The 23,940-nt window shown below is 69.2% G+C and carries 24 protein-coding genes; 12 read left to right on the top strand and 12 right to left on the bottom strand.

What is annotated here, in order from left to right:
• Positions 1–9: 9 nt before the first annotated feature.
• The 3 genes from NL114_RS19600 to NL114_RS19590 all read left to right on the top strand — a co-directional run bounded on the left by NL114_RS19600 (position 10) and on the right by NL114_RS19590 (position 2,465).
• Complete coding sequence (locus NL114_RS19600; RefSeq protein WP_254822603.1) at positions 10–726, top strand: HAD family hydrolase; 717 nt, start codon at positions 10–12, stop codon at positions 724–726.
• A 159-nt stretch (positions 727–885) separates the two neighbouring features.
• On the top strand, positions 886–1,671 hold the full coding sequence (locus NL114_RS19595; RefSeq protein WP_254822602.1) for an SDR family NAD(P)-dependent oxidoreductase: 786 nt from the start codon (positions 886–888) through the stop codon (positions 1,669–1,671).
• Between the two features lie 293 nt (positions 1,672–1,964).
• On the top strand, positions 1,965–2,465 hold the full coding sequence (locus NL114_RS19590) for an SCP2 sterol-binding domain-containing protein (protein WP_254822601.1): 501 nt from the start codon (positions 1,965–1,967) through the stop codon (positions 2,463–2,465).
• A 46-nt stretch (positions 2,466–2,511) separates the two neighbouring features.
• Here the strand turns inward: NL114_RS19590 and NL114_RS19585 are convergent, their stop codons facing one another.
• From NL114_RS19585 to NL114_RS19565, 5 genes are all read right to left on the bottom strand, one after another.
• The gene (locus NL114_RS19585) at positions 2,512–3,726 is read right to left on the bottom strand and encodes an acyl-CoA dehydrogenase family protein (RefSeq protein ID WP_254822600.1); all 1,215 of its coding nucleotides are present in this window, start codon (positions 3,724–3,726) and stop codon (positions 2,512–2,514) included.
• Between the two features lie 347 nt (positions 3,727–4,073).
• Complete coding sequence (locus tag NL114_RS19580) at positions 4,074–4,388, bottom strand: DUF7116 family protein (protein ID WP_254822599.1); 315 nt, start codon at positions 4,386–4,388, stop codon at positions 4,074–4,076.
• 158 nt (positions 4,389–4,546) lie between these two features.
• Positions 4,547–5,437, bottom strand: a complete 891-nt coding sequence (locus NL114_RS19575) for a beta-keto acid cleavage family enzyme (RefSeq protein WP_254822598.1) — start codon at positions 5,435–5,437, stop codon at positions 4,547–4,549.
• Between the two features lie 56 nt (positions 5,438–5,493).
• Complete coding sequence (locus NL114_RS19570; protein ID WP_254822597.1) at positions 5,494–6,300, bottom strand: enoyl-CoA hydratase/isomerase family protein; 807 nt, start codon at positions 6,298–6,300, stop codon at positions 5,494–5,496.
• 89 nt (positions 6,301–6,389) lie between these two features.
• Positions 6,390–8,843, bottom strand: coding sequence for a helicase HerA domain-containing protein (locus NL114_RS19565; protein ID WP_254822596.1), 2,454 nt, complete (start codon positions 8,841–8,843; stop codon positions 6,390–6,392).
• Between the two features lie 142 nt (positions 8,844–8,985).
• Here NL114_RS19565 and NL114_RS19560 point away from each other — a divergent pair, with 142 nt between their 5' ends.
• On the top strand, positions 8,986–10,677 hold the full coding sequence (locus NL114_RS19560) for an acetate--CoA ligase (protein WP_254822595.1): 1,692 nt from the start codon (positions 8,986–8,988) through the stop codon (positions 10,675–10,677).
• Between the two features lie 25 nt (positions 10,678–10,702).
• On the opposite strand, the gene NL114_RS19555 is transcribed toward NL114_RS19560, so the two are convergent.
• From NL114_RS19555 to dinB, 3 genes are all read right to left on the bottom strand, one after another.
• Positions 10,703–10,921, bottom strand: coding sequence for a hypothetical protein (locus NL114_RS19555; RefSeq protein ID WP_254822594.1), 219 nt, complete (start codon positions 10,919–10,921; stop codon positions 10,703–10,705).
• 168 nt (positions 10,922–11,089) lie between these two features.
• Positions 11,090–11,365: a hypothetical protein gene (locus NL114_RS19550; RefSeq protein ID WP_254822593.1), complete on the bottom strand. Its 276-nt coding sequence runs from the start codon at positions 11,363–11,365 to the stop codon at positions 11,090–11,092.
• Between the two features lie 123 nt (positions 11,366–11,488).
• Complete coding sequence (gene dinB, locus NL114_RS19545; protein ID WP_254822592.1) at positions 11,489–12,841, bottom strand: DNA polymerase IV; 1,353 nt, start codon at positions 12,839–12,841, stop codon at positions 11,489–11,491.
• A 411-nt stretch (positions 12,842–13,252) separates the two neighbouring features.
• Here dinB and NL114_RS19540 point away from each other — a divergent pair, with 411 nt between their 5' ends.
• A complete protein-coding gene (locus NL114_RS19540) occupies positions 13,253–14,212 on the top strand; it encodes a zinc-dependent metalloprotease (RefSeq protein WP_254822591.1) in 960 nt (319 codons plus the stop codon).
• Between the two features lie 120 nt (positions 14,213–14,332).
• Here the strand turns inward: NL114_RS19540 and NL114_RS19535 are convergent, their stop codons facing one another.
• Positions 14,333–15,397, bottom strand: a complete 1,065-nt coding sequence (locus NL114_RS19535) for an NAD(P)/FAD-dependent oxidoreductase (RefSeq protein WP_254822590.1) — start codon at positions 15,395–15,397, stop codon at positions 14,333–14,335.
• Positions 15,398–15,566: 169 nt separating this feature from the next.
• On the opposite strand from NL114_RS19535, the gene NL114_RS19530 reads away from it, so the two are divergent.
• Both NL114_RS19530 and NL114_RS19525 read left to right on the top strand, forming a co-directional pair.
• On the top strand, positions 15,567–16,028 hold the full coding sequence (locus NL114_RS19530) for a universal stress protein (protein ID WP_254822589.1): 462 nt from the start codon (positions 15,567–15,569) through the stop codon (positions 16,026–16,028).
• A 17-nt stretch (positions 16,029–16,045) separates the two neighbouring features.
• Positions 16,046–16,687, top strand: a complete 642-nt coding sequence (locus NL114_RS19525; RefSeq protein WP_254822588.1) for a hypothetical protein — start codon at positions 16,046–16,048, stop codon at positions 16,685–16,687.
• Positions 16,688–16,708: 21 nt separating this feature from the next.
• On the opposite strand, the gene NL114_RS19520 is transcribed toward NL114_RS19525, so the two are convergent.
• Both NL114_RS19520 and NL114_RS19515 read right to left on the bottom strand, forming a co-directional pair.
• Positions 16,709–17,689 (bottom strand): biotin--[acetyl-CoA-carboxylase] ligase, encoded by a 981-nt coding sequence (locus tag NL114_RS19520; RefSeq protein WP_254822587.1) that lies wholly within the window; start codon positions 17,687–17,689, stop codon positions 16,709–16,711.
• A 138-nt stretch (positions 17,690–17,827) separates the two neighbouring features.
• Positions 17,828–19,336 carry a hypothetical protein gene (locus NL114_RS19515; protein ID WP_254822586.1) on the bottom strand — a complete coding sequence of 503 codons (1,509 nt, stop codon included), beginning with the start codon at positions 19,334–19,336 and terminating at the stop codon, positions 17,828–17,830.
• Between the two features lie 158 nt (positions 19,337–19,494).
• On the opposite strand from NL114_RS19515, the gene NL114_RS19510 reads away from it, so the two are divergent.
• On the top strand, positions 19,495–20,037 hold the full coding sequence (locus NL114_RS19510) for a multiprotein bridging factor aMBF1 (RefSeq protein WP_254822585.1): 543 nt from the start codon (positions 19,495–19,497) through the stop codon (positions 20,035–20,037).
• A 79-nt stretch (positions 20,038–20,116) separates the two neighbouring features.
• Positions 20,117–20,317, top strand: a complete 201-nt coding sequence (locus NL114_RS19505) for a DUF7511 domain-containing protein (RefSeq protein WP_254822584.1) — start codon at positions 20,117–20,119, stop codon at positions 20,315–20,317.
• A gap of 54 nt (positions 20,318–20,371) precedes the next feature.
• Here NL114_RS19505 and NL114_RS19500 read toward each other — a convergent pair whose 3' ends face one another.
• On the bottom strand, positions 20,372–20,557 hold the full coding sequence (locus tag NL114_RS19500) for a hypothetical protein (protein WP_254822583.1): 186 nt from the start codon (positions 20,555–20,557) through the stop codon (positions 20,372–20,374).
• Positions 20,558–20,692: 135 nt separating this feature from the next.
• Between NL114_RS19500 and NL114_RS19495 the strand changes: the two genes are divergently transcribed.
• From NL114_RS19495 to NL114_RS19485, 3 genes are all read left to right on the top strand, one after another.
• Positions 20,693–20,938 carry a DUF7511 domain-containing protein gene (locus tag NL114_RS19495; protein ID WP_254822582.1) on the top strand — a complete coding sequence of 82 codons (246 nt, stop codon included), beginning with the start codon at positions 20,693–20,695 and terminating at the stop codon, positions 20,936–20,938.
• Positions 20,939–21,029: 91 nt separating this feature from the next.
• Positions 21,030–21,686, top strand: a complete 657-nt coding sequence (gene tpiA, locus NL114_RS19490) for a triose-phosphate isomerase (RefSeq protein WP_254822581.1) — start codon at positions 21,030–21,032, stop codon at positions 21,684–21,686.
• 149 nt (positions 21,687–21,835) lie between these two features.
• Complete coding sequence (locus tag NL114_RS19485) at positions 21,836–23,893, top strand: hybrid sensor histidine kinase/response regulator (protein WP_254822580.1); 2,058 nt, start codon at positions 21,836–21,838, stop codon at positions 23,891–23,893.
• The last annotated feature ends 47 nt before the right edge of the window (positions 23,894–23,940 follow it).

The following is a 23,940-nucleotide window of genomic DNA, read 5'->3' as shown; positions in this document are numbered from 1 at the left end:
CCTTCGGGCATGACCGACACCGAACGCCGCTACGACGCCGTCTTCTGGGACATCGGCGGCGTCATCGTCGAACTCGCCTCGGTACGGGAGGGGTATGCCGCCTTCCTCGCGGAACTGGCCGACGAGTACGACCTCGACCCGGAGCCGACCCGCGAGCGCTGGAAGGCCGCGCTCGGCGAGCACTTCCGTGCCGGGGAGGGGACGGAGTACCGGACCGCCAGCGAGGGCTACCGCGTGGCGACCGAGGCCGTCTTCGAGGCCGCGGGGCGCGACGCGCCGCCCGAATCCGAGTGGCGCCCCATCCTCGACCGCTGCTCGAACGCCACGCTCCGCACGGAACCGGGCGCCGTCGAGACCATCCGCGCGCTCGACGAGGCCGGCGTCTACCAGGCCGTCATCAGCGACGTGGACGCGGCCGAGGCCGAGTCCATGTTCAGTCAGCTCGGCATCGACGAACACTTCGCGCACGTCACCACCTCCGAAGCGGTCGGCTACAAGAAGCCGGACCGCCGGATGTTCGAGACGGCGCTGTCGAAGGCCGCCGAGCACGGTATCGACCCCGAGCAGGGCGTGATGGTGGGTGACCGCTACGGCCACGACATCGAGGGGGCGAGCGCGCTCGGACTCTCGGCCATCGCCTACGGTGAGGACGCGGCCGGCGAGGCCGCAGACCACGTCATCACGGACCTCCGGGGGATCGCCGAGGTCGTCGGAATCGACGGATGATCACACTGCGTCGTCCGAGCCCTCGCACCCGTTCGAGAAAACATCGCTCGCGTGGTTGTCGAGTGACTGGCGCGTCGGTCCCCGGGCCCTCACGGCATAAACGGCCGCTGGTGTGCCGGATAAACGCTTAAGCGGCGCCCGGGGGATTCGCCGGTCGCAATGGACTTCGGAATCGAGGACAGGGTCGCCATCGTCACCGGTGGCGCCGGACGTATCGGAAGCGAGGACTGCCGCGTACTCGCCCAGGAGGGCGCCGACGTGGTCGTGCTCGACGTGGCCCAGGAGAAGGCCGAGAACGTCGCCGACGAGATCAACGAGGGCGAGGAGTACCGCGGCGACGCGCTCGCCGTCGAGTGTGACCTCACGGACCGCGACGACGTCGGGGCGACGGTCGAGGCCATCGAGGAGGAGATGGGGAGCACGGACATCCTCATCAACAACGCCGGGATGGTCGACGCCCGCGACAAGGTCGAGGACTTCGACGACGACATCTGGGACCGTGACATGGCGGTCAACCTCACCGGCGCGTACAACATCACGCGCGAGGTCTACCCCCGGATGAAGGAGCAGGAGTGGGGCCGCATCGTCAACATGTCCTCGATGGCCGGCTGGCAGGGCGGCTTCGGCCAGGCCTCCTACTCCGCGACGAAGGCGGCGCTCATCGGCTTCGCGAAGACGCTCGCGCTGGAGGGCGCCCAGCACGGCGTCACCTCCAACGCCATCGCCCCCTCCATCGTCGTCGGCGCGCTCGCGGACATGGATATCGAGATGCTCGAACAGACCGACGAGCATTTCGCCCGTATCGCGAAGGCCACGCCGATGCGCCAGCTCGGCAAGGAGGAGGACGTCGCGAACATGATCGCCTACCTCTGCTCCGAGCAGGCCAACTACATCACCGGCCAGGTCGTCGGTGTCACCGGCGGCATCGACCTCTTCTCCTTCTAACGCACCTTTTTTGCGCTCGGGTTCCGCGCCTGCGGCGCGGAACCACTCACGCAAAAAATCTGCACCAAAAAACCGGTACTCGGGCGCTTCGCGCCCTCGTACCGGGGAACCGCGCTCGCTGCGCTCGCGCGGATGCAACGGTCTGTTGTTGGTGTCCCGGGCAGTTCTCCGGCCGGCGACGACCGCACTGGAACGGAGGGTCGCTGTCCGACCCAGCCACTGCTGGTGGTCTTAAATCACCCGGCGATTGAATCCACAACGGTCAGGTGGTGGTAACCCGAGGAATGTATCGGATGAGCGAAGTTCCGTTCCCCAGCCAGGCGTGGTTCGACCAGTACAAGGAAGCGATCAACAACGACGAGGAGTACGCCGAGGCGGCGGCCGACTGGGGCGTCGGCTTCGACGGCGACTTCCTCTTCATCACCGAGGGGATGCCCATCGACGACATCGATATGGACGCGCTCCCCGATGAGCTCCGCGAGGAGATGGACCAGTACGTCGACGGCGACACCGGCTACACGCTCGTCGCGCTCGAGGGCGGCGAGTGTACGGACGCCCGCCTCATCGAGGACCCCGACGACGTCGAGGCCGGCTTCATTCTGCGCGCGGACTACGGCGTCTGGAAGGAACTCCTCCGTGGCAACATCGGCGCCATCGACGGCATGATGTCCGGCAAGTTCGAGCTGGAGGGCGACATGAACAAGGTCATGCAGTACTCGCAGGCCGCCGCGCAGCTGACCGACATCTCCGCCAGCATCGACTGCTACTTCGTCGACGAGAAGTACTCGGCGTAGCGACGGGAACTGCTCTCGACAGCGGTCGGCAGCTGTCCGGGAGCGTCTACTTGTACGCGGCAGTTCCGGTCAGCTCCTTCCCGACGATGAGCTTCTGGATCTCGGTGGTCCCGTCGGGGATGGTCATCACGCGGGCGTCGCGGTAGTAGCGCTCGAGCCGACGCTCGGTCTTCAGGCCCTCGCCGCCGAACACCTGGATGGCCTCGTCGGTGACGTCCTTCGAACGCTCACAGCAGTAGCCCTTCGCGAGCGAGGTGAGTCGCCGTGCCTCGGGAGCCCCCTCCTCCAGGGCCTCCGCGGCGCGCCGCGCGGTCTGCCGCGAGGAGACGAGCGCCGCATTCATGTCGTACAGTTTCTCCTGGACGAGCTGGTGGCCGGCGATGGACTTGCCGAAGGTCTCGCGCTCGTCGACGTACTCCAGGGCCTCCTCGAAGGCGGCCTGCATGATGCCGACCGCCATGAACGCCATCCCCGTCCGCATGAACGAGAACGTGGCGTTCAGCGGCTTCTGCCGGGCGAACAGGTCCGTCACGCTCTCCGGGAACGGGACGATGTCGGTCATCTCGTTGCCCTCGGCCATCGCGTTCCCGACGATGTTCATGAGCTTGTTCTCCGGCGGGACCTTGCAGCCGGTGAAGTCCATCCGCGCGTTGTTGACGCCCTTCCACCCGAGTTTCTGGATGGATTCTGCCTCCCAGGGCTGGTGCTCGTAGTCGACGAGGAACATGTCCGAGACGCCCGTCTGCTCGTCCTCTGCGACGACCAGCGCCACGTCGGCGATGCCGCCGTTGCCGACCCACGTCTTCTGCCCCCGCAGCGTGTACATGTCCTCCTCCTCCTCGTACTCGGCGACGACGTTGGGTCGGGCCGTGTCACTGCCGCCCTCGGGTTCGGTGACGGCGAGGCAGCCGATACACTGGCCGTCCTCGAGCCGGGGGAGCATCGTCTCGCGGGTCTGCTCGGACGCGTGCTCGACGAAGACCGCCGGGAACGACATCTGGAGCGCGACGTTCAGCGACGGCCACACACGCGAGATCTCCTCGCTCGCGATGGCGAACCGCCAGAGGTCGCCGAAGTACTCCTGGACCGTGTCGGGGTCGTGGCCGATGCCAAGCTCCCGGAGGTCGTCCATGTAGTCGAGCATCCGGTCGCGGCTCATCGGCCCGTTCCGGTCGAGCTCGTCGACGTCAGGTTCGACCTCGGTTTCGAGGTAGTCGCGCAGGTCCTGCTTGAAGGCCTGCTGGTCCTCGGTCAACTGCATCAGGTCCACCTCCGGACGCGGCGGCGGAGTCGGTTCAGCAGCGGTGCGGCGGTGAAGGTGATGTTCGGTGCCATCGGTGCGCTCACGGGCGGTGGCCCGTCTGATACCATCTAACGGTACCAGATGGATTGGTCCTGTCCCATCAGTTGCGCGGGTCTTTATATTCAACTCCCGGCCCGTTTCCGGGCCTCGGCTCCGATGCCGGTCCGGGGCTCAGCACCCACCGAGAGAATATGCCTGATTCTCGGAATATATCTAGAATATCTCGTCAGAGTGGCTGATTCGACCGAAATGGTGGGCCTAGGAGATGGATCTGGTAACAGGTAGAGAAACCGGGGAATCGTCGGCTACGGTGCCGACAGTGCTTCGGCGTTCGGATGCAGGATGCGATAGTCCCCGGCGTCGACGGCCACGACCGCCCAGTCGTAGTCCGGGGCGAGCGACACGAGCCGGTCCCGTACCGTCGCGGCGTGGTCCTCCTCGGCCACGAAACACCGGAGCCGACCGTGTGTCGGTGCTTCTGACGGGTCGGCGGTCGTCACGTAGACGGTCCGCCACTTGCGCTCCGCGCGCAGTTCCTCGCCCTCTTTCTCGACCTCGTACCCGAGATCGGAGAAGATACTCCGTGCCTCGTCCAGCAGTGGTGTGCTAACGACACCCATTCATTCGGGGGTAACGCTGCTGGTGTGATAAGCTTTTGCACGGGTTCAGCGAACTGGGAACGACTCCGAAGTAAAAGACCGTGCGCGTCGTCACAGCGGCGTCGTTCCCCGGCTAAACGGGGGCCGCGCCGCGGTCACGGCCGAGGTCAGAGATGGGGTCAGAGGTGTGGTGGCTCTATCTCCATCAGCTCGGCCGCCTCGGCAGGCGTCGCGGGTTCGCGTCCGACGTTGCGCGTCATCTCCGCGGCCTTCGCGACGAGTTCGGGATTGGTGGACATCTCCCCGTTCGGGAGGTAGAAGTTGTCCTCCAGCCCGACGCGGATGTTGCCGCCCATCGCCAGCGCCGCCGACACCAGCTGCCACTGTTCGCGAGAGATGCCGATGACCTGCCAGGTCGCGTCGTCGGGGAGCTGGCGGACCTGATGGGCCAGGTTCTCCACCGTCGGCGGGATGCCGCCCAGCACACCCATGACGAGCGAGAAGTTGACGGGCGACTCCAGTTCGCCGTTCTCCACGAACGGTCGGATGTTGCCGATGTGGCCCGTGTCGAAACACTCCAGTTCCGGCTTGACGTCGTTCTCCTTCATGGTGGTGAGGAACTCGCGGATCTCGTTGAACGGGTTCTCGAACACCATGTCGAAGACGAAGTCGTCGCGGTTCTCGCTGTACTTCGCGTAGTTCATCGAGCCCATGTTGAGCGCCGCGATATCGGGCTGGACCTCCTCGATGTACTCCGTCCGGGACTCGACCGGCTCGTGCATCGCGCCCGTCGAGAAGTTGATGAGGATGTCCGTCCGCTCGCGCACCTCGTCGTAGATCTGCTGGTAGATGTCGGTGTCGAACGTCGGTGAGCCGTTCTCGGTGCGGGCGTGGATATGTGCGACGGCAGCGCCGTTCTCGCGGGCGGCGGCGGCGTCCTCGGCGATCTCCTCGGGGGTGTAGGGAATCGCCTCGCACTGGTCGCGCGTGGTGAGCGCGCCGGTGAGCGACGCACTGATGATTGCCTTGTCCGGGTCGTTGCCTTTGACGGATTCCTGCTCGATTGCCATTGTGGTGTCGTGGGGGAGTCGTGGTGGTTAGCGGGCGATGCTTCGGCAGGGCGGTCTCAGCGACCCTTCCAGTCCGGCTCGCTGTCGGTGAGGAACGCGTTGATGCCCTCCTCGGTGTCGTCGCTCATCGCGATGAGCGAGATGATCTCGCGCATGTACGAGAGCGCTTCGTCGAACCCCATGTCGCGCTGGTTGTAGTAGGACTGTTTGCCAACCTCGATCATGACGGGCGAGGAGTTGGCCAGCGAGTCGACGAGGTCGTCCAGTTCCTCCTCGAAGTGGTCCGCTTCGACGACCTCCGTGACGAAGCCGATCTCGTAGGCCTTCTCCGGGTCGATGTGCTCGCCCGTAAACAGCAGGTGCAGCGCCTGCTTCTCGTTGACCGTGCGCATGATGGGGACGAGCGCCTGCGCCGGGAACAGACCGATGTCGACCTCCGGAGTGCCGAAGGTGGCGTCGTCGCTCGTGAGGATGACATCGCACGCGGCCGCGAGGCCCATCCCGCCGGCGAGACAGTACCCCTCGACGGCCGCCACGACGAGCACGTTCGCGTCGACGATGGCCTCGATGAGGTTCGCCATCCCGGAGAAGCCGTCGCGGTACGCCATCGGACCCTGACCCATGTTCGAGGCCATCCCCTTGATGTCGCCGCCGGCACAGAACGTGCCACCGGCACCGCGGATGACGACCACGCGGGTCCCGTCCTCGGAGGCCGCCGCGAGGGTGTCCTCCAGCCCGCCGATGACGGCGTCGTTCAGTGAGTTCCGGTCCTCGTACCGGTCGATGGTGGCGCGCGCCACCAGCCCGTCGTCGCTGACGGAGACGTCGAGGTCCTCGTTCGACAGTTCGTCGGCGTCTACCATGTGTCCGGGCTTGCGACGGGTTACCACTATACGATTTCGGAACACCGAAAATAGACCACTCGTTGAACCGTGAGTGGGTTGCTAGCCGTTTACTCGCCGGGCCACTTCGGGAAGTCGTCCGATTCGCCGCCGTCCGAGGCGGTTCGCTCCTCGGGCGGCTGGAACTGGTCGTGTCCGTCGCCGCTGGCGTCCACGACGCTCTGGTCGGGGTCCACGTCCTCCGTGCCCCGAGGCACGTCGGCCGGGTCGTCGTCCAGCGCCGCCGTGCTCGCGCCACCCGCCGACTCCTCGTCGGCCTGAACCGCCTCGGCGTCGATGAACTCCGCGTCGTCGTCCGGCGCGAGCACGTCGCCCGCCGATGCAGTGTTCTCGGCCGCGGATGCCGGGGAACGCGCGCCCTCTGTGCTCGTCGTCTCGTTCTCGGCCTGGCGCCCATCCGCACTCGGTGTGGATGCATCCTCCCGGCCATCATCACCGGCCCGTTCGGTACCAGCCCGTTCGGCACCGGTCGCGTCGGAGGGCTCACCTTCGTGCTCGTGGCTCTCGACGAACGCCGCCTCGACCGCCTCGATGGCCGCCGCGAGTTCCGCCTCCGAGAGCCGGTCGCCGTGTGCCTCACGGAGATGGGCGGCGAGCCGACAGCCGTACCGTCCCCGGCCCGCGTGTGCGACGAGGTCGGCCTGTCGGAGCGTCCGGTTCCGGCTGTACGCGCGGGTCCGGTTGCCGTCACCGCCCGCCGCGACGTGGGCGTCGACCGGGTCGGTGGCACCGTGTTCGCGATAGTGGGCCAGCATCCGCCGGGTCACCTCGTCGAACCCGCGGATGGTCGCTTTGACCTCGCGCACCACCTCGCGCTCGAAGCCGGGGTCGGAGGCCTCGACGACAGTCTCGACGGTCGACGACTCGTCTGTCGTGGTAGCTGACTCCGCGGCGTCCGCGCTGAACTCCGGCCAGCCGTCGTCACCGCCGTCCGCTCCCGGGACGCTGGTGCTGTTGCGTTGCGGAGCGTCGGGTGTCGATGCCGACTCGGACGACCACGACGAGGTGTCCGTGGTATCGGCCGCCGCCTCCCGTTCCGTGGCATCGGCCGCCGTCTCGTCGGTAGCGGTCCCTGCTTCGGTCAGCGCCTCGAATGCTGCGTCGATCTCGGCCGCGGTACTCCCGGCTGAGGCGTTGCCCGTATCGCTCGCCGCGCTACCGGACGGTTCACCTTCGTCGCTCGACGGCTCCTCGTCCTCCTCCGGCCATCCGGGTGGCGCCGTCGTCTCCGTCTGTGGCTCGTCCGGCGCCGGGCTGCCCTCGCCTGGGGCGGCGCTGTCCTGCTCCGGCGTAGATTCCGCGAGTGCCTCCGCCTCGGCCTCGAGGTACTCGTCGGTCGGGTTGGCCGGCCGCCGGGTCGCCTCCACGTGCTCGCCCCGGAGCGCCTGCTTGCGCCAGTCGTCCATCTCGGTCTGGGTGCCGACGGTCACGTCCGTCCGGAAGGCGCGGCCGGAGGCGTGCTCGATCATCGCCCGCGAGAACCGCTCGGCCATCTTCGAGAGGTCCTTCGCCTCGGCGAGCTGCTCTTCGAGCTCCTCGATTCGCTCGTCCCTGTCGGCGAGCTTGCGCTCGAGCTCCTGGATGCGGGACTCGCGGCGCTCCTCGGCCTCCGAGATGGCCTCGAGGTCCTGGACGAGGTCGCTGCTGACGGACTTGAGTTCCGGGCGCTCGAAGTCGTCGAGCCCGGGGGTCGCACCGGCGTCGAACGTCTCCTTGCGGTCGAACTGGACCCGCCGCACCCGCTCGGACCAGTCCGTCAGCACGAACGCCTCGCCGTCGTCCATGCCCTCGATGGCGTCGGCGTACTCCCGCCCGAGGATGCGGCTGACGACCTTGGTGTCGTTCTCCCAGGTGAGGCGGTGCCAGACGAGCCAGTCACACTGCGTGATGAAGTCCTTCTTCACGTCGGCCGGGCGCTGGGAGACGCCGACCACCCCCAGCCCGTGCTTGCGGCCGCGCTTGGCCGCCTTGATGAGCATCCGCCCGCACTCGTCGAGCCCACCGCCCTCCGGAATGTACTCGTGGACCTCCTCCACGACGAGCAGGAAGGGCTGCTTGAGCTTCTTCTCCTTCGCGAACAGGTTGCGCGCCACGGCGGTCAGCAGGTCCCGGGCGTCGGACTCGTCGAGGAACGAGGAGACGTCGAGGATGATGGGGACGTTCTGTTCGAGGGCGAGTTCGGACAGTTTCCCCGCGTGCTCCTCGTTGACCACGAGGTCGCACTCCTCGTCGGCGCCGACGTGAAGAATCTCGTATTCTTCCTTCAAACCATAATATTCGCCATCTATATCGACAATCATCACGGGTAACCCCCTATCAAGCAGCTTTTCGATGACAACGCTCGCTGTATTCGACTTGCCCCCGCCGCTCTTTCCGGTCACGAACCCGCGCCCGGTCATCAGCTCCACGACCGGGAGTTCGACGTTGTTCCCGGCTGGCGCGTCGGCCGCGACGCCCTCGCTCGTCTCGCCGACCCGAATCGCTTCGGTGTCCTCGTCGCCCATGTTGTTACGAGCGGGGTGCTCCGGGCACAAGAACCCGCGTCAGACGGACGACCGACGCGGCTCGAACTGGCGTGTCCCGGCTCTTCTCGTGTCGCGGGAAGTGGAACGAAGTTTAAGACATAGCCGGCAATACACGCCGCTGATGTCACAACAGGAGTCCCAGCCGAACCTTGCGAACTACGAGCAGGAGTACGAGTCGTTCGAGTGGGACCGGCTGTACGCCGAGGCCGACTGGTCCGCACCGGACGAACTGAACATCGCGCACGAGACCGTCGACCGCCACGCCGAGGCGACGCCCGAGCGGACAGCCCTCCAGTACGTCGGTGCCGATGGCGAGGAGGAGACCGTCACCTTCGCCGACCTCGCGGCGGAGTCGAACCGCTTCGCCAACGTCCTCGACGAGTACGTCGAGCGGGGCGACCGCGTGTTCTCGTACATGCCCCGGGTTCCCGAGCACTACGCCGCGCTCATCGGGACGCTGAAGACCGGCGCCGTCTGGGGCAGTGTCAACGAGCGGTTCGGTCCGGACGGTATCGCTTACCGGCTCGGCGACTGCGACGCGAAGGTGGTCGTCACGACGACGGGCAACCGCGACACCGTCGCCGAGGCGATGGAGCAGATTCCCAGCGTCGAGCAGGTCATCGTGGTCGACAGCGAGGAGGGTGAGGCCAGCGAGGGCGATATCGACTACCACGAGGCCGTCGACGCCGCGGACGACGAGTTCGAGACCGTCCGGACCAGCGGTGACGACGACGCGCTCCTCTACTACACCTCGGGCACGACCGGCCCCGCGAAGGGCGTCCGCCACAAGCACCGCTGGGTGGCCGGCGTCGCTGCCACACAGCAGTTCGCCGTCGACCTCGAACCGGGCGAGGATCTCTACTGGTCCACCGGGGACCTCGGGTGGCTCACCGGCCCCATCAACACGCTCGGCGCGTGGTTCTGGGGCACCTCGCTGTTCACCTACGAGGACGAGTTCGACCCCGAGGAGTGGGCTGCGCTGCTCGATGAGTACCCCATCACCGTCCTGTTCTCGGTCCCCACCGCGTACCGGATGCTCCGCGAGCACGAGTCCGTCCTGGGCGGGGTCGACCTCGACCTCCGGCACGCGCTCTCCATCGGGGAGCCCCTCTCCGCGGGTGTCGTCGAGTGGGGCGAGGAGACGATGGGCGTCACCATCCACGACACCTACGGACAGACGGAGACGGGGAACATGATAATCAACAACTACCCGTCGATGGAGCTGAAGCCGGGCAGCATGGGCCGCCCGCTGCCCGGCGTCGAGGCGGCCGTCGTCGACCCGGATACGGGTGAGGTACTGGACCCGGGCGAGACGGGTGAGATCGCCGAGCGCGGCGACTACCCCTGCTTCTTCGCCGGCTACTGGGAGAAGCCCGAGAAGACCGCCGACTGCTTCGTCGACGGCCCCGACGGGGAGTGGTACCTCTCCGGTGACCTCGGCCACGTCGACGAGGACGGCTACTTCTGGTTCGAGGGGCGCGCGGACGACGTCATCATCTCCTCGGGCTACCGCATCGGCCCGTTCGAGGTCGAGTCCGCACTCGGCGAGCACCCCTCGGTCGCCGAGGGGGCCGTCGTCCCCAAGCCGGACCGCCAGCGCGGGACCATCGTGAAGGCCTACATCCGGCTGGTCGAGGGCACCGAGGGAACCGACGAGCTGAAGGAGGATATCAAGGAGCACGTCCGGAACGAACTCGCCGCCCACGAGTACCCCCGCGAGATCGAGTTCGTCGACGAACTGCCGAAGACGGTCACCGGGAAGATCCGCCGGACGGAGCTGCGCGACCGGACCGAGGACCCGACCCAGGACTGAGCTGACTGGTGACGCGAGGCCGCACCTACTCGGCGGCCGGTTCGCTGTAGCGGCTGTAGAGGAGCGCGAACCCGACGAACACCAGCAGCGCGCCGAGACCGGCACCGACCCAGTCGCCATACGGGATGCCGGCCTCGCGGAGGGTCCAGCCGACCGCACCGCCGCCGGCGAACATCGCCGCGATCACGGCGAATCCAAGCAGGAACCGACCCAGGAACGTCTCTTCAGTGGAGGGCGTCGACATGGTTCGAGGCTCGTCGCTACCCGGCATATGTCTTTGGGGAGTGTCATCCCCGGGCAGTCTGTGAGCGGGACGCACCTCGAAGGGGGACCGGGGCCGTCGAAACGTGGTACCCTTCGGGCGCGGCACCGTGACGGTACACGCTGGCGACCCGACGCGCTCCGACGACGCTCACTCCGCCCGCACGACCCAGTGGTCCTCGTCCAGCCGTTCGAGCCGCGACTCCTCGCGCATCCGGACGATGTAACCGGTCGGCTGGCGCTCGGTCTCGTGGGCGGCGTCGACGCGGACCAGATTGCCGATGACCTGTGCGGAGGGTGGTTTCTGGGCCGCGCCACAGTCGTAGATGGTGAGGAACTCGTTCCCGTCGTCGGTCTCGTAGACGATGATGTGGGCGTGCCGCGGAAGCCGCCACGCGTCCTCGCCGGCCACGGGGAGTTTGTTCACACGGACTGTCGGTCGGCCGTCGCCGAAAGGCCGTCGGTCATCGAACCGATCGCCGACCCGTCACTCCTCACGGCTCCCTGCGGTCGCCGTTCGGTCGTGGGCCCTCGCTCCGCCCGGTCCCACTCACTCCTCCTCGGCGAACTCCGGGAGCCGGGTCTGTCCCCGACGGACGTGCCAGGTGGAGTCCTCCTCCGCGCCGTCGTCCGCCGTCCCGTGCTCCCAGCCGCCGATGGTCGCCTGCTCCGCCTCGGTCGGAACCTCCTCGTCCGGCGAGGCGTCCGCCGCTTCCGACTGGTCCGGCTGGCCGCGAGCGGCTGTCCCGGCTCCGTCCCAGCTATCGATGGTCGCCTGCTCGGCCGCCGTGAAGTCGAGGTTCGACACCCGGACGCCGAGCTTGCGGACCTCGGCGTCGTCGAACTCGTCGAGGAGGTCCAGCGCGACGGCTTCCACGAGGTCGTGGTCGTCGACCGGTCCCGAGAGCGACCGAGCGCGCGTGTTCACGTCGAACGGCGGCTGGACGACCTTGATGCCGATGGTGCGGTAGAGGGCGTCCTTCGCCCGGGCGCGCTCGCTCACGTCGGCCGCGAGCGAGCGCACGAGGTCGCGTTTCGTCTCGGGGTCGTCGGTCGCCTCCAGCGCGGACTCGCTGGAGAGGCTCTTTGGCCGTCCCCGTGGCTCGACCGCGCGGTCGTCGCGTCCCCGCGCACGGTCGTACAGCTCCCGGCCCCGCTCGCCGAACTCGCGCTCCAGCTCGACGGGGTCCGCCTCGGCCACGTCGCCCGCCGTCTCGATGCCGCGCTCGCGCAGCGTCCGGGCCGTCACCGGCCCCACGCCGTGCAGGTCGTCGACGGGGATGGGCGCGAGGAACTCACTGACTGCGTCGGGACGGACGACGACGAGGCCGTCGGGTTTGTCGTGGTCGGAGGCGATCTTCGCGGTCGACATGTTCGGCGCGACGCCGACGCTCGCGACGACGCCGACCTCCTCGCGGATGCGTTCGCGAAGGTGCTCGACGGCCTCGCGAGCGCCGTCCCAGCCCTCGGGTGTGAGATCGAGATACGCCTCGTCGATACTCACCTCGCGGACGGTCTCGGCCGCCTCGTGGAGGATGGCCTTCACCTCGGCCGCGGTCTCCTCGTAGAAGGTCATGTCCACGGGCCGGTAGAACCCCGACTCGTCGGAATCGGGCGCATCCTCGGCCTCGGGGTCGGCTTCGGCGCGCCGTGGCAGCCGTTCGAGCGCCTGCTCGATGGGCATCGCGCTCTCGACGCCGAACTCCCGGGCCTCGTAGGAGGCGGTGGCGACCGCGCCGATGGTGTCGCCCGGCTCGTAGCCCATCCCGACGACGACGGGCTCGCCTTCGAGTTCGGGCTCGCGGAGGCGCTCGCAGGCCGCGTAGAAGCAGTCCATGTCCACGTGCGCGACCACGCGGTCCTCGGGCTCGGGCGCCCCCGGGAGTTCCGCGCGTTCGGGCATCTATGCGGGTCCATGGGGGTCGGGGGGTCTGAAGCTTGGCACCCCGGAGTGGAAGTGGAACGGAATGGAGATTTCACTTTAGAATCCATTTCCTATACTTGTGGAGGCATTATCTTAGCAAAGTTTGATTTTCTTGTATTATGGGCCTTGTAATGATTGGATGTTCCCTGATGACTGGTCTGTCGACATCAGGAACACCTACGAAGCCCTCGCGCTCTCGACCACTCGCGGCGCCCTGCGGTCCTTACGTCGCCGGGGGCGGAGTCGAGAGCGCGAGGGCTTCGTAGGCGTCTCCATCACCGCTACCAACCCGTGAGAACGCGCGAGGGACCCGAACCCGACAGCCAGGTACACAACATCCAGCCACCCATCTGCCGGAAGGCCTTTGACCCGAACACGGCTATCGGATGTATGACGATTTTCGGCGCGATTCGTGCTGTCGCGGACGCTCCCCGGAGCGGCGACGGCCCGGTCGACTGGGATGGGGCTGCAGAGGCGGCCAAGGCGACGGTCAGCCCCGGCAACATCGAGCTGACGCCGGCCGAGCGCGAGGGGTACGCGACCGACGTGCGCGACGCACGTAACCGCGTCCGTGACGTGACGGGGCTGGGCTTCGACCTCCCCGAGACCGTCGAGGTCCAGCATCGTCACCACTGGATCGACGCCAACATCGCGACCTTCCGGCGCGTGATGGAGCCGCTGGCGGAACTGGAGACGGACGCCTTCGGCATCGCACGCACGACGAACACCGGGTCGATGGCCGTGATGCTGAGCTTCCTCGCGAACAACGTCCTCGGGCAGTACGACCCGCTGCTGCTCGCCGACGGGGACGACCACGCGCTCTACTTCGTCCATCCCAACATCGAACGCGTGGCCGAATCGCTCGACGTGGAGACCGAGCGGTTCCGCCGCTGGATCGCCTTCCACGAGGTGACCCACGCCGCCGAGTTCGGTGCCGCGCCGTGGCTGTCCGAGCATCTCGAGACGCGGATGGAGAGCGCCGTCGACGACCTCACGGAGGGGAGCCTCAACCGCGACGCTATCGGCGAACTCGACACCGTGATGACCTCCGTCGAGGGGTACGCCGAGCTCGTGATGGACCGCGCGTTCGACGACGAGTACGAGGACCTGCGCGCGAAGCTGGAGGCCCGGCGCTCCGGTCGCGGGCCGCTCTCGAAACTCCTCCGCCGCCTGCTCGGCCTCGGGATGAAGCGCCGGCAGTACGAGCGCGGCAAGGCGTTCTTCGACGCCGTCGCCGACGCCCGGAGCGTCGAGGCCGCCGGGGTCGTCTGGTCGGACCCGGACCTGCTGCCGACGGACGAGGAACTCGACAACCCCGAGCAGTGGCTGGCCCGGGTGCCCGAGGCCTGACCCGAGGCCTGACCCGGGGACACCCCCCGTTCGATAGTCTGGCGGGCACCGGCCCACTAATCCGCCGACAATGTCGGTGAGAACTCAGAAGCGGCCGCTCACGACTTCTCTCTGTTCCGCTCAGTCGTCGCCGGCAGCCGCCTCGGGTTCGGCGTCCGCGACGCCTAGCTCGCCCGCACGTTCCAGGTCCTCCAGGTAGCTGTCGGCGTCGATGGCGGCCTTGCAGCCCATCCCGGCGGCCGTGACAGCCTGCTGGTAGTGGTAGTCCACCACGTCGCCGGCGCCGAAGATACCCTCGACGGCGGTTCGGGTCTGCCCGCCGCCGTCACCGCCCAGCGTCTCCAGGTAGCCCTCGTCGTCCATCTCGACGCCCGTGCCTTCGAGGTAGTCGGTGTTCGGCGTGTGACCGATGGCGTAGAAGACTGCCCCCACGTCCATGTCGAACTGCTCGGTCCCGGGGTCGTCGAGGTTGTCCTTCGGGTGGCCGGCCTCGTTGCGCGCGAGCGTGACGTGGTCGACGCCCTCGGCCTGGGTGCCGTGGATCTCCAGAAGCTCGGTGTTGCGCATGATCTCGATGTCGCCGGCGTCGACCTTCTCCATCACCCGCTCGACCCAGTAGTCCTCGGCGCGGAACTCCTCGCGGCGGTGGGCGAGATAGACCGTGTCGGCGAACTTCGTGAGGAAGTGGGCCTCCTCCATCGCGGCGTCGCCGCCGCCCACGACGAGCATGTCCTCGTCGCGGAAGAACGCGCCGTCACACGTCGCACAGGTCGAGAGCCCGTAGCCCATCATCGTCTCCTCGCCGGGGACACCGAGGGTGCGCGCCGACGCGCCGGAGGCGGCGATGAACGCGTCCGCCGTGTAGACGGTGCCGTCCTTCAGCTCGACCAGGAACGTGTCGTCCGCGCGCTTCTCGACGTTCGTGACGATGCCGTGGTCGATCTCGGCGCCGAACTGCTCGGCCTGCTCCTTCGCGTTGTTGATGAGGTCCGGACCGGAGATGCCCTCCGGGAAGCCGGTGTAGTTGGCCACGTCGGTCGTCAGCGTGAGCTGCCCGCCGGGCTCGTCGCCCTCCAGCACCAGGGGCTCGTTGTTCGACCGGCCGGCGTAGATGGCCGCCGTCAGCCCGGCCATCCCCGTGCCGGCGATGATGAGCCGCCGGTGTCGAATCTCGTCGTCGCTCATACTGCCGGGTAGGCCGCGAAGGCGTAATAAATCACGCCCCTCCGGCACCGCCCGCGCACACGTACGGCATCGGAACCGCCTGACCGGGGGCCGACCCAGAGCGGTGGCACGGGCCGGTGGAACGTGGCACACGATTAAATCCCTACCCGTGCAAGCTTCGATTATCGCCATGTACGACGACATCCTGGTCCCAACCGACGGCTCCCCGGGCACAGACCGCATCGTGGAACACGCGGCAGCGCTGGCCGACCAGCACGGTTCGACGCTCCACCTTCTGTACGTCGTCAACACCGCGTCGTTCGCCAACCTCCCGATGGAGTCCTCGTACGAGGGGATCGCCTCGATGCTGGAGCAGGAAGGCGAAACCGCGCTGGACGACGCGGCGGAGACCATCGAACGCGTCGCCCCCGACGTGACGGTCGAGCGCGCCATCCGCGAGGGGTCGCCCGCGCCAGAGATCGTCTCGTACGCCACGGAGAGTGGGTGTGACCTCATCACGATGGGGACCCACGGTCGGGGCGGTATCAACCGCCTCCTGCTCGGGAGTGTCGCCGAGCGTGTCGTCCGGAAGTCGCCGGTTCCCGTGCTGACGGTCCGGGTCGGCGAGATTCCGGACGAGTCCGACGAGTAGCCGGCCAGGAGTCGTCGATGCGCCGTCGCACGTTCCTCGCCGCCGGTGCCGTGACGGTGACCGCCGGGTGCGGTCGGACCCTCCGCTACGCCGACGAGTTCGAGGGGACGCCGACCGACACCGGGACGCCGACCTACTCGCCGGGTGGGTCGTTCTGGGAGGGGCCGCTCTGGGTCCGCGCCATCAACGGCCGGCCCGACACCACCGCGACGTTCACCGTCACCGTCGAGCGGCTCTCCTGTGGGGCGCGGCCGACGGCCGACGGGTCGGCCTGCGACGGTCCCGGTGGGACGGTGTACGAGGGGTCGCTCCGTGCGCCGGGGTTCGACACCGGCGACGACGGCTCGTACTCCGGGATGAGCGTCTCGCTCGTCTTCGGTGACGGCGAGGACCGCACCGTCGTCCCGGGCCCCGAGTTCGCCGCCGCCGAGGATATCGTGACCGAGCAGGGCGACTACCGGGTCACCGTCGAGGCCGCCGACCAGCGCCGTGTACTCGGCGTCCGGGCACACGCCGGCGTCCGCGGCATCGAGACCGGACTCTCCATCGACGGGGAGCTGCTGCTGGAGGCCGAGACCGACCCGGCCAGCGGCGCCTTCTCCGACCCGGGGACGGTCACCGGGAGCGGGACCCCCGGCGACCGCGACCGGCCGACCTGACCTGCCACCCTCACGCCCGGCTCACTCCGCGGGGCGCAGGTGCTCGCAGTCGCCGGCGGAGACGCGCCGGGTCCCCTCGTCGGTCTCCACGACGAGCGTGCCCGGGAACTCGATGTCGACGGCCTCGCCGACCACCTCGCCGCCGGGCGTCTCCACGCGCACGCGCCGGCCGAGCGTGCTGGCGTACTCGCGCCACGCCGGCAGGACGCGCTCGGGGGCCGCGCGGAGCTCGTCGAACGTCTCCAGCAGCCGCTGGACGAACAGTCGCCGGGGAACGTCCGCCTCGTCGGCCCCGTGGCCGGCGCGCTCGCGAGCGGCCCGGAGGGTCGTCGCGTTCGCCTCGGGCGGCAGGTCGCTCTCGTCGAAGTTGACGTTCACGCCGATGCCGACGACCACCCACGAGACGCGGTCGGCCTCGCCCTCCATCTCCGTGAGGATACCACAGAGCTTGCGCTCCTCGGCGTCCTCGCCGTCGCCGACCGGTACGAGCACGTCGTTGGGCCACTTGATGCGCGCCTCGACGCCGGCCTCGCGGGCCGCCCGCGTGACGGCCACGGCGGCCGCGAGCGTGTAGACGGGCACCTGCGCGGGCGGCAGGTCCGGGCGGCAGAGGACCGAGAGCCAGACGCCGCCCGCCGGCGAGGACCACTCCCGGTCCAGTCGCCCCCGGCCGCCGGTCTGCTCGGCCGCGACGACGACGGTGTCCGTGGCCCCGTCGGCCGCCAGCTCGCGGGCCCGCTCGTTGGTCGACCCCAGTGAGTCGTGGAACTCGACCTCGAACGGGGCCTCGAGGCCGTACTCGATGGCAGCCCCCCCGTACTCCGGGATGGACTGGAGGACGTACCCCTCGTCGGTCCCCTCGACCTCGAAGTCGGCCTCGCGGAGCGCCTCGACGTGTTTCCAGACGGCGGCCCGCGAGACATCGAGTTGCTCGGCCAGCTCCGGCCCCGTCACCGGGCCGTCCGACAGTGCGTCCAGCACCCGCCTCCGTGTCTCCTGCATACGCGCCGCTACAGGGGGATGGGTTGTAATGGTAGCCCGCGCGACGAAGCAGCGCCGCGGGCCGTTCGCCGGCCCTCACTCGCCCGTGTCCGCCGTCTTCCGTCCACCGTCTACCGCCCGCCGTCTACCACCCGCTGCCTACTGTCCGCCGCCGGCGCTCTCCGGGGCGGAGTCGTTCGCGCTGTCCGCGTTCTGGAGCGCTCCGAGGAGCTGCTGGCGCAGGCCGCGTGCCTCCTCGACATCGGCCCGGAGCGCGTCCACGTCCTCGCGGAGTGCCGCACGCTCCTCGCTGGCTTCCTCGACCGACTCCCGCGCCGCCGCCACCTCCTCGCGAAGGTCCGCGACCTCGGCCTGGAGCTCCTCGGCGGCCTCGGCGGCCTCGGTCGCCGTCGCCGCCACCGACTCGACCGTTCCGGTGTCCTCGATGAAGTCGGCCAGCGCGTCCTCGTAGGCCTCGAACGCCGAGAGCCGCGACTCCAGCTGCTCCAGCCGGACCGTCACCGTCCCGCCGTGGCCGCCCTCACCATCGTCGTCCTCACCGCCACCGTCGAGCCCGAGCGCGCGCCGGACCGCACGCCGGTCGGCCTCGTCGGCGGTCGCGAGCCGGTCGGCCAGCTCGTCGACCCCCGCCCCGGCGGCTGCCGTGGTCCCGGTCGTCTCCTCGACGTGGGACGCGTCGACCGTCGAGCCGTCGGCGTCGGTCTCCTCGGTCGCCCCGCGTTCCTCGTCCGTCGTCCCCTCCCCCTCGCCCGCTTCCGTGGCATCCGGTTCGGGCGGCGACAGGTCCAGCTCCGGTGGCTCCTCGTCGGTGGTGTCGCCGTCCGCCGAGAGCGTATCGTCCGCCGCGCCGTCGAGCTCGGACTCCACGGCGGCGACGGCCGCTTCCAGTCCGGAGCCGGTGTCCTCGGGGGTACCCCGGGGTGCCGGAGTGCCCTCGGAACCGCCCGCCTCCACCGTTTCCGGGCCGCCGTCCGTCGCGGTCGCCCCGGGCGTACCGTCCCCGTCGTCGGAATCGTCCCCGATGACCTGCCGGACGGACTCCGCCAGCGCGCCGTCGGTGTTCCCGACGAGCGCGGGGCCGTCATCGTCCCCTTCGTCGGTCCCGTCGTCGGCCGGTGTCTCGCCGGCTGCTGTCGTCGGCTCCTCGGCCCCGGGGGTGGGCTCCGCGTCGCCGTTGTCCGATTCCGTCGCTGTCGCGTCCGGTTCCGGGACCGCCGTGGAATCGGCCGTCGCCATCGCGTCCGGCCCCGCCTCAGACGTGGTCTCGGCCGCCGCCGTCTCGGCGTCCGACAGCTCCGGCTCCGGGAACGTCGGCAGGCGGTCCGGTGCCTCGGGCAGTTTCAGCCCAAGGACGTACTCCACGGCCTCGTCGGTGGGGACCGTCCCGGTCCCGGTGACCGTCTCATCGTCGACCGACCACTCCCCCGGTGCCGCGTCGGTCCGGAAGCCGACATCGGCCACCGCCAGCTCATCCGGGAGGGTCTGTGTCAGGTCGATGGCGGCCGGCGCGCCGGTCTCGGTGGTCAGCTCGTAGGTGACCACGATACCGCGGTCCAGGCGCTCGACCGTCCGGTCGAGTGTCACCGGAAGCTCGTCGGTCCCGTCCCCCGCGTCCCGCTCTGTCGAGCCAGTCGCACTGGATGACATACCTCCGAACAGCCGTCCCAGGGTGATGTACCGTTGGCGTACCCCCGTGTGGCCGCGAGTCCCCGGAATCGGACGGGCGTTTATGTCAGACGCTCGTCTGCCGGAAGCAGCCGGACCGGCGGCACACGTTTTATGCGTCGGCGTGGCCAACCCCTGGTATGGTCCAGTGTGAGATGTGCGGGACCGAGACTGGCGCCCCGAAGACGGTGAAGGTCGAGGGTGCCGAACTCGATGTCTGTGCCGACTGCGCCGACTTCGGGACCGAGGTCCGCACCGAGAGCAGTTCCAGCGGGTCGACGAAGTACTCGACATCGTCGTCCTCGTCCTCGTCCAGTTCCGGCGGGGGCGGTTCGAGCTCCAGCTCGTCGTCCTCGGGTGGCGGCTCCTCGAAGGGGCGCCGCCGGGACATGTTCGACGACATGGACGAGGTCGTGCAGGATTACGACCAGCGTATCCGCTCGGCCCGGGAGTCCGAGGGGCTGAGCCAGGAGGAACTCGCGAACCAGCTCAACGAGAAAGCCAGCCTCATCCGCAAGCTGGAGCGCGGTGATGTCCTCCCCAGCGACTCCGTCCAGAACAAGCTCGAGCGCGCCCTCGACATCACGCTGACCGAGGGCGGCGACGACGGCGAGACGGAGTGGGAGGGGAGTTCCTCGGCCGGGACCACCACGCTCGGCGACGTGGTCAAACGCAAGGACTGACCCGGCTTCCCCACTCGTATCGAGCAGTCAATAGCCCTCCTAGCAGCGTTTTTCTCCCCCGCCCCGGGAGCCGCTGATGATGCCAGCGTCCCGCCGACAGGACCCGGAGGACCCGAGTGACCGGGCCCCCGCCGCGCCCCTCGCCTCCACCCTCGTGGCGTACTCGAGCCGCCCCGACCGCCGAACCATCTACCCGCCCGGAACGACGAGCGTCGCCCGGATGTCGACCTGGCTCACCGCCGACGCGGATGCCTTCGTCGACCTCGAGTCGATGCGATAGCACGACACGGTGCCGGCGTCCCGACGGTTTCCCCGTTCGCGGTGCCCCGTACGGCTACACCCGTTCGACCGTGTCCGCCCGCGCGAGGTACTGCTCCCGCCCGTCGGGGAGCGGTTCGTCGAGCGCCACCGCGACCAGCGGCTGCCCGTACTTCGCCGTGTACGTCGTCCGGAGGACCGTACCCGTCCGCTGCTGCCCATCCACGGTCACCGCGACCGTCGCCCCGTCGAGGTCGGTCATGGACGGGTATTCGCCCCGACCCGTAAATATCAAGCGCCAACGCCTTACCCGGCGGCCCGAACCTCCTACCAACTCGCGGTCGTGCGGGGAGCGACCCCACCCGACCGTGGGGGAAGGGACACGGGACGCATGTCGATGAACGAACCGAACGAGACGGGTGAACAGTGGACGAACGATGGAAGCGCCGCGAGCGAGGCGGGGGACGCGACCGGCGAGCCGGCGGCCGAGGAACTCCCCCAGCTCGCGAGTACCCTGGTACGGTACGACGGTGAACCCGACCAGGTGACGGTCTACCCGCCGGGGATGAGCAGCATCGAGCGGATGTCCACCTGGATCACGGTCGACGCCGACGACTGTCTGGAGCCGTCGGAGATGCGGTAACGGCTCCGGACGCGGTCGTGTCGGGGCCGCGGGGCGCTCCCCGCCGGTCCCGAAGCGGTATCTACTTGCGCCGAGCGGCCGGGCTGCCGGTATGTTCGTTCTGGTCAACCTCAAGACGTACCCGTGTGACCCCGTCGCGGTCGCCGAGGCCGCAGCCGGCGTCGCTACCGACACCGACGCGCGCATCGCCGTCGCGCCCGAGGCGGCCGACCTCCGCCGTGTCGCGGACGTGCTCGACGGCACGCCGGCCGATACGTTCGCTCAGCACGTCGACCCGGTCGAACCGGGGAGCAACACCGGCCACGCGCTCGCCGAGACGGTCGCCGACGCCGGTGCCGTCGGGACGCTCTGCAACCACTCCGAGCGTCGCCTCCGCCTCGACCGCATCGACGGTGCGGTCGACGCTGCCGACCGCGTGGGGCTCGAGACGGTCGTCTGCGGGAACACCCCCGAGCAGGTCGCGGCCGCCGCCGCCCTCGGCCCGGACGCCGTCGCGGTCGAACCGCCCGAACTCATCGGCACCGGCACGCCCGTCTCGGCTGCCGACCCCGACATCGTCGAGGACGCCGTCGCCGCGGTGGACGCCGTCGACGAGGGCGTCTCGGTCTTCTGCGGCGCCGGTATCTCTACCGGCGAGGACGTCGTGGCCGCGCGCGACCTCGGCGCGGAGGGGGTCCTGCTCGCCTCGGGTGTCGCGAAGGCCGACGACCCACGGGCGGCGCTGGCCGACCTCGTCGCCCCGCTGTAGCCCCCCGCCAGCCCCCAGCACGCTATGGCGCCCCACCGACCCCGCCGCCGTGTTGCGGTCGAACGACATTCCCCCGGAGTATGCCGCGTATGAGGGCGGACCCTCGTCTGGAGCGCTCGTTTATATCGTAACGCCCGAAACGCCCAGGTATGTACGTCTCTAGCGACGGGGCCGGTTCCGGGGTGGGGCCCGAGGGAGACGTTCGAGTTCTCCACGTGGACGACGATGCGGCGTTCGGCGAGCTGACGGCGAAGAGCCTCGAGCGGGCGGACGAGGCCCTGTCCGTCGAGACGGAGAACGACCCGGGGCGGGTTCCCGAGCGGCTCGCGGCCGAGCCGTTCGACGCGGTTGTCAGCGACTACGAGATGCCCGGGTGCGACGGGCTCGAACTGCTACGGAACGTCCGCGAAGGCCACGAGAGGCTCCCGTTCCTCCTGTTCACGGCGAGCGGGAGCGAGGCCGTCGCCAGCGAGGCCATCGCGGCCGGCGTGACCGACTACATCCGGAAGGGGCGCAAGCTCGAACAGTACGTGGTGCTCGCGAACCGCATCCGGAACGCCGTCGAGGGGGCCAGGGAGCGCGCCCGCGCGGAGGAACTGAAGCGCGTCAACCAGCTCATCCGTCGCCTCAACCGGCGGGTCGCCCGCCTCGACGACGCGGCGGCCATCGAGCGGACGGTCTGTGAGACCCTCGCCGGGGCCGAACCGTACCGGTTCGCCTGGCTCGGCGACGCGGACGGGCCGACCGACGAGGTGCACATCCGGGCCACCGGCGGGGACGCGGCCGCGTACGTGAAGGAGATCGACATCCGCACGGACGACTCACCGGAGGGCCACGGACCGGCCGGCAGGGCCGTCCGAGCCGGCGAGCCACAGGTCGCACAGGCGATACCGGAGGACCCGACGTTCGCCCCGTGGCGGGACGTGGCCGCGGAGTACGGGTTCCGGTCCGTCGCAGTGCTCCCGTTGCAGGGGCCGGCGTCGTGGCACGGCATCCTCGCGGTGTACGCCGACCGCCGCGACGCCTTCGACGAGAGCGAACTGACCGTGCTGGAGGAGCTAGCCGACACCATCGCCGGTGCCCTCGACGGCGCTGCGGCCCGTCGTCGTCTGGAACGACGCGAACGGGAACTGGAGCGGTACGAGAACATCGTCGAGGCCTCGGGCGACCCGGTGTACGTCATCGACGAGGAGGGCCGGTTCCGCTACGTGAACGACCGACTGGTCCAGATGACGGGACACGACGAGGCGACGCTCGTCGGCGAGACGGTCGACATCGTCCTCCCCCCGGGCGACGTGGCCCAGGGGGAGGCGCTCATCCGGTCGCTACTCGAGAGCGGGAGCCAGCGCGGCACCTACGAGATGACCATCGTGACGGCCGACGGCGAGCGCCGGGCCTGCGAGAACCACGTCTCCCTGCTCCCGTTCGAGGAGTCGTTCCGGGGGACGGTCGGCGTCGTCCGTGACATCTCGCGGCGGAAGGAACGCGAGCGGGAACTGGAACGACAGAACGAGCGGCTCGAGGCGTTCGCGTCCGTCGTGAGCCACGACCTGCGGAACCCGCTGAACGTGGTGCGGGGCTCGGTCGACCTCGCGCAGGCCACGGACGACGTGGACGAACTGGACCGGGCCCGCAGGGGGCTCGAACGGATGCGGACGCTCATCGACGACCTCCTGACGCTGGCACAGGAGGGCAAGGCGGTCTCGGAGTTCGAGCCGGTCGCGCTCGGCGAGGTGGCGACGGAGGCGGCCGGGCTGGTGGAGGCACCGGCCGCCGAGTTCCGTATCGACGCCGAGCAGACCGTGTTCGCCGACGCGGCGCGGCTCCGCCAGCTGTTCGAGAACCTGTTCGCCAACGCCGTCGACCACGGCCGGTCCCCGCGGGATACGGGCCAGCCGGCCCAGGAGGTCCCGGCGGGCGGCGGGTCGGGCGGGGGGGACTCGGTCGGCGAGCGTCTGGTCGTCACCGTCGAGCCACTCGGGGTGGGCCGCTCCGGGTTCTCCGTGGCCGACAACGGCACCGGCATCCCGCCGGAGCGCCGGGAGCTCGTCTTCCAGGAGGCCTACTCGACCAGCGACGACGGGACCGGGTTCGGGCTTCGCATCGTCCAGCGGATCGCGGAGGCCCACGGCTGGGACGTCACCGTGACCGACTCGGCTGCCGGCGGCGCCCGGTTCGAGTTCACGGGCGTCGATGTCATCGACTGACACCGGTCCGAACCGGAAACCGACAGACTCGTACCCGCGTCGGCCGG

Origin of the sequence: Haloglomus halophilum (assembly GCF_024298885.1) — an archaeon.
In the GTDB taxonomy this organism is placed as follows: Archaea; Halobacteriota; Halobacteria; order Halobacteriales; family Haloarculaceae; genus Haloglomus; species Haloglomus halophilum.
Note: the sequence above shows the minus strand (reverse complement) of the source record. Positions and strands in the feature narration are given on the sequence as shown.